Below are 7,792 nucleotides of genomic sequence, written 5' to 3' on the forward strand. Positions count from 1 at the left end.
TAACGCGTACGGTCGGCTGCTTTGGGCGGAAAATAGGGGAATATTGCTTAAGTTATATTCTTGCGGATGTACAGCGTCATGAAAATTTTCAGCAGAGCTTCATTACTTGAACGTGAGATGGATAAAATCCGATTAGAGATGGATACTCATTATTTCGGTACTCTCAGCGTGATTCGTGCCTTTGCTTCGATTATCGAAAAAAATGGTGGAGGAACAATTCTTAATATTCTTTCTGTTCTATCGTGGGTGAGCAGCTTGAACGAAGGTGGTGCATACCCAGCAGCCAAATCTGCAGCATGGAGTTTAACAAATTCATTGCGTCTAGAACTAGCTTCTAAAAATATTCGTGTTGCTGGTCTACATGTAGGTTATATGGACACAGACATGACAGCAGGAGTTACTGGACCAAAGTCTAAACCTGCTGACATTGCAAAGATTGCAATCGACGGTATTGAAGTTGATAGCTATGAAATTATAGCAGATGATTTAAGTCGAAATGTACAACAACGTTTATCTGGTGGTGTAAAAGCGATTTACCAACAAAGAACTAGAGGTAACTCAACCTCAATTTCAAGAATTTATTTATTACCTTAATAAAGCCGTTCTAAGCTTGAGAAAGGCACAATAAATAATTCATTCACTCTTCTTAACACCATTCTTGATTCGAGTGAATAGCCTATGATACAGAGTTCAACCATATCGGGGAATTACTGCATTGATAGGAGAGGTGAATATGCCGAGTTCAATAGTATTCAATATGATTAACGTAAATTCCATTAATACAAACGCTACGATTGGTATCGGAGAAAATGCACAATCTAGTTGGGATTCACACAGTAAGAATAATTATGCCCAAGGACAATCAATCGGAACATCTTTATCCGTCAATGTATTTAATTTTATAATTGATAATGATTTTATTGATGCACCGATTAATGACGAAGACTTTAAGCCAGCTGTCAACACTAATGTGGTATAAATATGAATTTTTGTTATGTCATTACGATGGTTCTTGTAGAGCGTTAATTTTGAGCTTTGCAAAAAAACGAGCGCCTCGGTACGATGGGAGTACGCAACGGGTCATAGCCCTTAAAATCCCATCATCCAGGAGGACGCTCTACTATGAAGTTTAAATCTCAGGACAAACAAAATCAACTCTTTGAAAAAATTACCTATAGCTTAAAAATAGCAGAAATTGCTTCACTAAAAATAGCAGAAATTGCTTCACTGCAAAGATTTGGACTTGATGTTTTCGATAGCTTGCAAAGAACAAAAATTCCCGAACACAATTCGCGGATTTTGTTCTTTTTTGGTTTTTTAAAATTGAATAGGGCGCCAAAAAAACAATGAAGAGTGAGTTAGAAGTAAGTAGTTAAAAAAAAAGTAACAATTGTCGGTTGACAAGAACATTATCCGAATGAAGTCCGCGTAAACCGCGGGCTTTTTTAGTTATCGGATCAAGTTCTTGTCATATGTCAATGACAAGAACTTGATCCGATTCCCGATTCGTGACAAGAACATTGTCCGATTGCCGACAAGTAGTAGTCTGACCTGTAGCTTGCTAAACTAACGGGCAGCATTCCTATTATGAAGAAATACGAGGTTTGAGAAATAAAAAGACTCCTTGGTATGATGTTAATGGATCCCAGTTGCTGGCTAGCGATTGGATCCAAAAACAAAACCAAGGAGACTACAACATGCATTCTACTCAAAATGAACGAATTAATCAAATCACATCTTCTACCTTGATTATTGGTGTCGACATCGCAAAATTCAAACATGTGGCGAGGGCCCAAGACAACCGCGGAGTCGAGTTCGGGAAGTCCATTATGTTTGAAAACAATCGAAAAGGCTTTGAATTGTTCGTGAGCTGGTTCCGGAAGATTTCAACAGAGCAAGGGTTCCAGGACGTCATCGTTGGTATGGAACCAACGGGTCACTACTGGCTAAACCTTGCTCATTTCCTAAAAGAAAAGCAAGTAAAATACGGTGTAGTGAATCCACTGCACGTGAAGAAAAGCAAAGAACTAGATGACAACTCTCCAACGAAGAATGACATTAAAGATGCGAAAGTGATCGCACAACTGGTCAAAGACGGGAGATACGCCGTACCTAGCCTTCCACAGGGCGTTTATGCCGAACTGCGGGAAGCGATGAAAATTCGCGATCACCTGACGACTGACCTTTGCGTTGTGCAAGCACGTGTTCATAATTGGCTAGATCGGTATTTTCCAGAGTTTCTGACGGTATTTAAGGACTGGGAGTGCAAGTCAGCCATTCAAATGCTGAGCCTTTATTTACTGCCGCACGAGCTTATTCTCGTACCGGATGAAACCTTGCTGAAGCACTTGAGAGAAGCTGCAAAGCGAGGACTTGGTCTAGGTCGAAACAAGAGTCTGAAGGAAGCAGCGAGCCGTTCTGTAGGCATACGAGACGGTTCAGAGTTAGCTAAAATGGAGCTAAAGCTACTGCTGGCCCAGTACGAATGGTTTCATAAGAGGCTCGAAGAATTGGAAACAAAATTGGATGAACTGCTTAAGCAGATCCCACATGTACAGCAAGTGTTGGCCATTAAAGGGATTGGAAGAGACACCATCGCAGGATTTCTAGCTGAGGTAAGTGACATTGGTCAGTACCGTCATCCAAAGCAGATTACAAAGCTCGCTGGGTTAAACTTGAAAACAAATTCGTCAGGAACACACAACGGACAGACGAAGATAACCAAGCGAGGCCGTAAACGTCTTCGTGCATTGCTCTTTCGAGTGATGATGCCGTTGGTCGCTAAAAATGCAGCCTTCCGAGCCTTACACGAGTATTACACCAAACGACCGGCGAATCCGTTGAAGAAGATGCAATCTCTCATCGCTCTGTGTAATAAGCTTATTCGGGTCCTTTTTGGCATATTGCAAAAGGGACACGAGTTCAGTGAAGAAAAAATGATGCAGGATATCCCTCGATTTGTAGAGTTACCGCAAGCTGCTTAAGTAACGATTTTCAGTGTTGATGATCTAAGCAAAGGAAAGATAACAAGAAGCACGGATGAGTCGGAAAGGCACTATCCATACGGACGAAGATCCTGCCGGGCAGCATATCTGACCTCCACCTCATGGACAGGTTGAATGAAGGAATGTGGGAGCGTAGACTCTGCGAGATGTGGGAGGGTTGACCACCATGAGCCCATGTGGAGATCCATAGGTGCAACCATACTTTACCATAGTATCCACTATTTACAGCAGGTGGTTTGAGTGAAGAGTTTTTTTTACATCAGAAGACCCATAAATTTCTTCCTCTACAACTTCATTCCATTGAAATGTTATCTGCCAGGAAGCATCATTGGTTTAAATCTGAGAAAACGGAAGCATTTAAGAGCTAAGCGATTCTCCATAGAGGGAGGATATCTTATTTTTGTTGAACTATAGTTCTTAAATTTTAGATAGCATAATTGAAACAATGATTCCAGCGACAGGAATCCATAACAGATATGATTTTAAAAGTCTAACCAACCGATTGTTTTGCGTATCCAACATTTGTGGTCGTGATTCATTTGTAGATCTGTTAAAGCACCCGTAGCATTGGAAACATTGTTATAACTAGACATGCCTCCACTTCCCAAGAAAAATATCAAGACGGTTATTACCAAAAAAATTAACGAACCCATAAACAGATAATCAGAAGCTTGTTGCATTTGTCATCACACTTATTTTGTCTATTATAGCATTTTTTACCATTCTCGTGGTTGTTCAGTATCCGAATGTGCAGCCCCTTCAGGTAGGAGTTTTTATTCAATTCAAAACATCTCACAAAAAGGCTCCATTCGTTAACGAATTGCAAGCAAACTTTAGCTAAAAACCAATTGGAGTTCTCGTTGTTTTTCCAGATTATAGGTGTATAATTACATAGGAAATGGTCAAGTGTGGCAAAGTTTCTTGAATTGGAGGCTATCAAATGCAGTATAATAATTTGTCAAAAACAAGTCTTAAAGTTTCCATGTTGAGTCTTGGAACCATGATGTTCGGAGGGCAAACATGTGAGGCTGACAGTCTTAATATCATGGACTGCGCATTTGAGCATGGCATCAATTTTTTTGATACTGCAAACTCATATAATCAGGGCGAAAGCGAAAAGATCGTCGGCAAGGGTCTCAAAGGCAGGCGTGATGAGATTATTCTTGCGACCAAGGTACGCAGTCAAATGGGTGAGAACCCAAATAATGCGGGACTAAGTCGTCGAAATATCCTAACTGCTGTTGATGCCAGTTTGAAGAGACTGGAAACTGATTATATCGACATCTACTACATGCATGCACCTGACAACGAAACCTCCATTGAAGAATCACTTGAAACCATGTCTACTTTAATAAAGTCGGGGAAGATTCGATATATTGGTGTAAGTAACTATGCCGCATGGCAGATCGCCGATATGTTGTCTATCTGTGACAAACGTAATTATATAGCCCCCATTATCACCCAGAATGTCTATAACCCCATTACCCGAGGCATAGAAACAGAACTGGTTCCTTTTTTAAAAGCGCACGACATGGGTATGGCCATCTACAATCCTATCGCCGGGGGGTTGCTGGCGGGCAAGCATATGCCAGGCCAGCCCATTGAAAATACCCGGTTTGCCAACAATGAGACATACTTTAAGCGGTACTGGTCAGAAGAGAACTTTACCGCTGTCGACAAGCTTACTCAAATTGCTTCGGAATGCGGATTAAGTATCCTGCAGCTTGCAATGAAGTGGTGCGCTGCGCAAGAATCCGTGACGAGTATCATTTCTGGAGTAAGCAAGCTGGCGCAGCTCGAGCAGAATATTGCGTCGATTGAGGGGGATCCACTGGATGCCGAGACTCTGTTGAAGTGCGATGATGTATGGCGTTCATTGGCAGGAACACGTTTCGGATACAACCGATAAGTAAACCCAAATTCATATAATCTTACTGAAAGAAATAAGGCGGGATCCGATGATCTCGCCTTATAACTATTTTTCCTTGAGTCCGATTGCGGTGATGTAGCCGATCCATCTCTTCATTTTGTTTCTATGTCCTCTCCACTCAACAAACGGACAGATTTGCGTAGTAGACGTGTATTATGTGCACTTAAAAATTGCAGCAATAATTATATTCCCAAATATGGTAAAATTAATTGCAATAGAATAAAGTAATCTCCAGGGAATCTTGCCTCCAAGCCTTATATGTAAAAAATTATTGCACTTACGAGGAACGCTAGTATCATAGTAAAAGGTTATAAAAAACTACATAATCGAGGATGAAAACCATGTACAAAGCAATTATTTTTGATTTGGATAATACGTTATTAAATTTTAGTCTATGTGAAACTGAATCAATGAGAAGAACCTGTAATGACCACAATCTTTTTATTGATGACATAATCGAATGGGACTTGTTTTGGAAGTCTTTTTCGGAACATAATTTTCGTCATTGGATGGATTTTGTAAATGGCGGTAAAGTAAGAACAATAGGTGATGTATTGAGATTTTCATTCAGAGACACTCTGGATCGAGAGGAGTTATTTCACAGTAAATTATCAGACACATATTGGGAATATTTTTGTAATACCTGCATTTTTGAAGATGGAGCAGAACAAATACTATCTATTTTTAAAGATAAATATCCACTAGGTATTATTACAAATGGAATAAGTGAATCTCAAAGAAAAAGGCTAAAAGCTGGAAAAATAGATGAAATGTTTAAATCCATTGTAATATCTGATGAAGTAGGGATAAGGAAACCCAGAAGAGAAATTTTTGAAATTGCATTAAATGACCTTGAATTAAGTAACAGTGAAGTCCTATTTGTTGGAGATTCATTACAAGATGACTATCATGGTGCTATGAACTCAGGAATCGATTTCTGTTTTTACAACCGCCAAAATATTGAGGTCTCTAAAGACATTAATACCAAATATAATATTAGAAATCTTTTAGATCTTGTGAATGTTTTGGGTATGTAGGACGTTATAGTACCATAATCACCCATCAGATATTCGGACGCTCACCTGGCTTTTTATTTCATTTTTATTGGGGATTGAGCTAACGGATAACGATAGCGCAATATAATATTGCCATCAGAAATGCAATAAGAATACACTTAGGAGGATTAATATGTTGAGAAGGCATGCCGGTATTTGGATTGCTCTTTTACTTATCGAATTAATTTTCTTGTATGAAAAGATTCAATCCATCGGATTCTCTGGAAGTGCAATATTCCTTTGTATTGTGGTTATTTCAACGTTAGTTGTTGGCGCCACTCTAATTAATATTTATCATAACAATAAACACTAATTCAAAGATTAGGGGGCTGCCGCGTTGCAGCTCTTTGCTGTCCTAACGGGCAGGATAACGTAATAACGATGTAGAAAATATATATATATAAATCCCATAATTCGATAGATCAATACAGCAAACGTATTTGTTAAAGGGGCTGAATTAATGGATACAAAACAAATTCAGAAGCAACTCCATGATATGTTAGATACAGATTTACAAAAACGAAAACAATTATTAGAAAGTGGATCTCTTTTTGATGGATATCATCCAGAAATGGAGCAAGTACATGTTACTAACTCGAAAAGGCTGGAGCAACTCATTAATGAGTTCGGTTACCCGACAAAAAGAAAGGTCGGCGTAGAGGCAGCGTCTGCGGCATGGACGATAGTCATGCACTCAATTAGTAACCCGCCCTTCATGAAGAAGATTCTTGATTTACTCAAAAGTCCTCATTATATAGACGAAATCGAACCTCGGGAATTAGCTTATTTAGAAGATAGGATATGCACACTGGGTAGAAAACCCCAGAGATATGGTACGCAATTTGATTGGGACGAAAATAATTTATTGTCTCCATCTCCTATCGAGAACTTACAAAAAGTAAATGAATTAAGAATGGCCCTCGGAATGTCTCCGATCGAAAAACAAACTGAAATAATGCGGGAACGGGCACGACAGGAAGGGCAAAAACCCCCCGGAGACTACCATGCGAGATTAACAGAGATGGAGGATTGGGCAAGGAAAGTGGGATGGATTACTAAAGTACAATAAACGCTGTTCTTATTACCTGCTGGAATATCACAGAGCCTTTATTACGCTAACGCAGAACAATAGCGTAATAAGTATAGCAACTAAAAAGGGAGCTGCCGAGGTAGCTCCTTCGCCTTTTTCGCCGTTATGACCGTTAAGGTGAACCCTACCATAAAAAATTTGTTGGGGAAAGTGCGGGAGTGTTGATGAGATTGTGAGTCTATCCCCTCATGGAATACCCGTACCTAGATACTTTTCTGCATAACGCATAAAAATATCGGCTGCCGGCGAGAGATAACGTCCCTCGAAGGAAAAGATGGCCACCGAACGAGATAGAGGAAGATCCAGTGGGATAATCGAAATAGATGGCCCTGGCGTCTCTGCCATCAGCCTAGGGAGTATCGAAATCCCGAGGCCTTCTGCCACCAGTATCCGCGGAGAAGCGCATTCGGAGGTAATGATTGGCTCAAAACCCTCTCTGATGCACGCCGCATATACAAGTGAACGTAACCTCGATCCCTCTTTAAAAGATACAAACGATTCTTCCCTTAATTCCCGGATAGAAACCGCTTTATGTTTCTCCAAGGATGACCCTTAGCAACGGCAAGAACTAACTCGTCATTATACAGCGATTTCGCACAAATTCCAGACGGAGGATTTGAATCTTCCAACTGTGGAAAATATTTATCATCCCATTCATGTGCAAGAGCGAGATCCAATTCGCCCTTCTTAAGTGCCTCAAGAAGCGATCTGG

The 7,792-nt window shown here is 40.2% G+C and carries 8 protein-coding genes and 1 pseudogene; 8 read left to right on the forward strand and 1 reads right to left on the reverse strand.

The window, feature by feature from the left end; translation table 11 throughout:
• The first annotated feature begins 78 nt into the window (after nucleotides 1-78).
• From BLT91_RS30050 to BLT91_RS30085, 8 genes are all read left to right on the forward strand, one after another.
• Nucleotides 79-594: an SDR family NAD(P)-dependent oxidoreductase gene (locus BLT91_RS30050; protein WP_254777214.1), complete on the forward strand. Its 516-nt coding sequence runs from the start codon at nucleotides 79-81 to the stop codon at nucleotides 592-594.
• Between the two features lie 139 nt (nucleotides 595-733).
• Nucleotides 734-979 carry a spore germination protein gene (locus tag BLT91_RS30055; RefSeq protein ID WP_090827893.1) on the forward strand — a complete coding sequence of 82 codons (246 nt, stop codon included), beginning with the start codon at nucleotides 734-736 and terminating at the stop codon, nucleotides 977-979.
• 143 nt (nucleotides 980-1,122) lie between these two features.
• Nucleotides 1,123-1,350, forward strand: a complete 228-nt coding sequence (locus BLT91_RS30060) for a hypothetical protein (protein ID WP_090827895.1) — start codon at nucleotides 1,123-1,125, stop codon at nucleotides 1,348-1,350.
• Nucleotides 1,351-1,697: 347 nt separating this feature from the next.
• A complete protein-coding gene (locus BLT91_RS30065) occupies nucleotides 1,698-2,984 on the forward strand; it encodes an IS110 family RNA-guided transposase (protein ID WP_090827897.1) in 1,287 nt (428 codons plus the stop codon).
• Between the two features lie 1,003 nt (nucleotides 2,985-3,987).
• Nucleotides 3,988-4,914: an aldo/keto reductase gene (locus BLT91_RS30070; RefSeq protein ID WP_302847582.1), complete on the forward strand. Its 927-nt coding sequence runs from the start codon at nucleotides 3,988-3,990 to the stop codon at nucleotides 4,912-4,914.
• A 362-nt stretch (nucleotides 4,915-5,276) separates the two neighbouring features.
• Complete coding sequence (locus BLT91_RS30075; protein ID WP_090827901.1) at nucleotides 5,277-5,972, forward strand: HAD family hydrolase; 696 nt, start codon at nucleotides 5,277-5,279, stop codon at nucleotides 5,970-5,972.
• A 151-nt stretch (nucleotides 5,973-6,123) separates the two neighbouring features.
• The gene (locus BLT91_RS30080; protein ID WP_090827903.1) at nucleotides 6,124-6,303 is read left to right on the forward strand and encodes a hypothetical protein; all 180 of its coding nucleotides are present in this window, start codon (nucleotides 6,124-6,126) and stop codon (nucleotides 6,301-6,303) included.
• Nucleotides 6,304-6,450: 147 nt separating this feature from the next.
• Nucleotides 6,451-7,059 (forward strand): DUF6624 domain-containing protein, encoded by a 609-nt coding sequence (locus tag BLT91_RS30085; RefSeq protein WP_090827905.1) that lies wholly within the window; start codon nucleotides 6,451-6,453, stop codon nucleotides 7,057-7,059.
• Nucleotides 7,060-7,266: 207 nt separating this feature from the next.
• On the opposite strand, the pseudogene BLT91_RS30090 reads toward BLT91_RS30085, so the two are convergent.
• Nucleotides 7,267-7,757, reverse strand: a pseudogene (locus tag BLT91_RS30090) (LysR family transcriptional regulator substrate-binding protein).
• Nucleotides 7,758-7,792 lie beyond the last annotated feature (35 nt).

Origin of the sequence: Paenibacillus sp. yr247, from assembly GCF_900103825.1 — a bacterium.
Taxonomy (GTDB): Bacteria; Bacillota; Bacilli; order Paenibacillales; family NBRC-103111; genus Paenibacillus_E.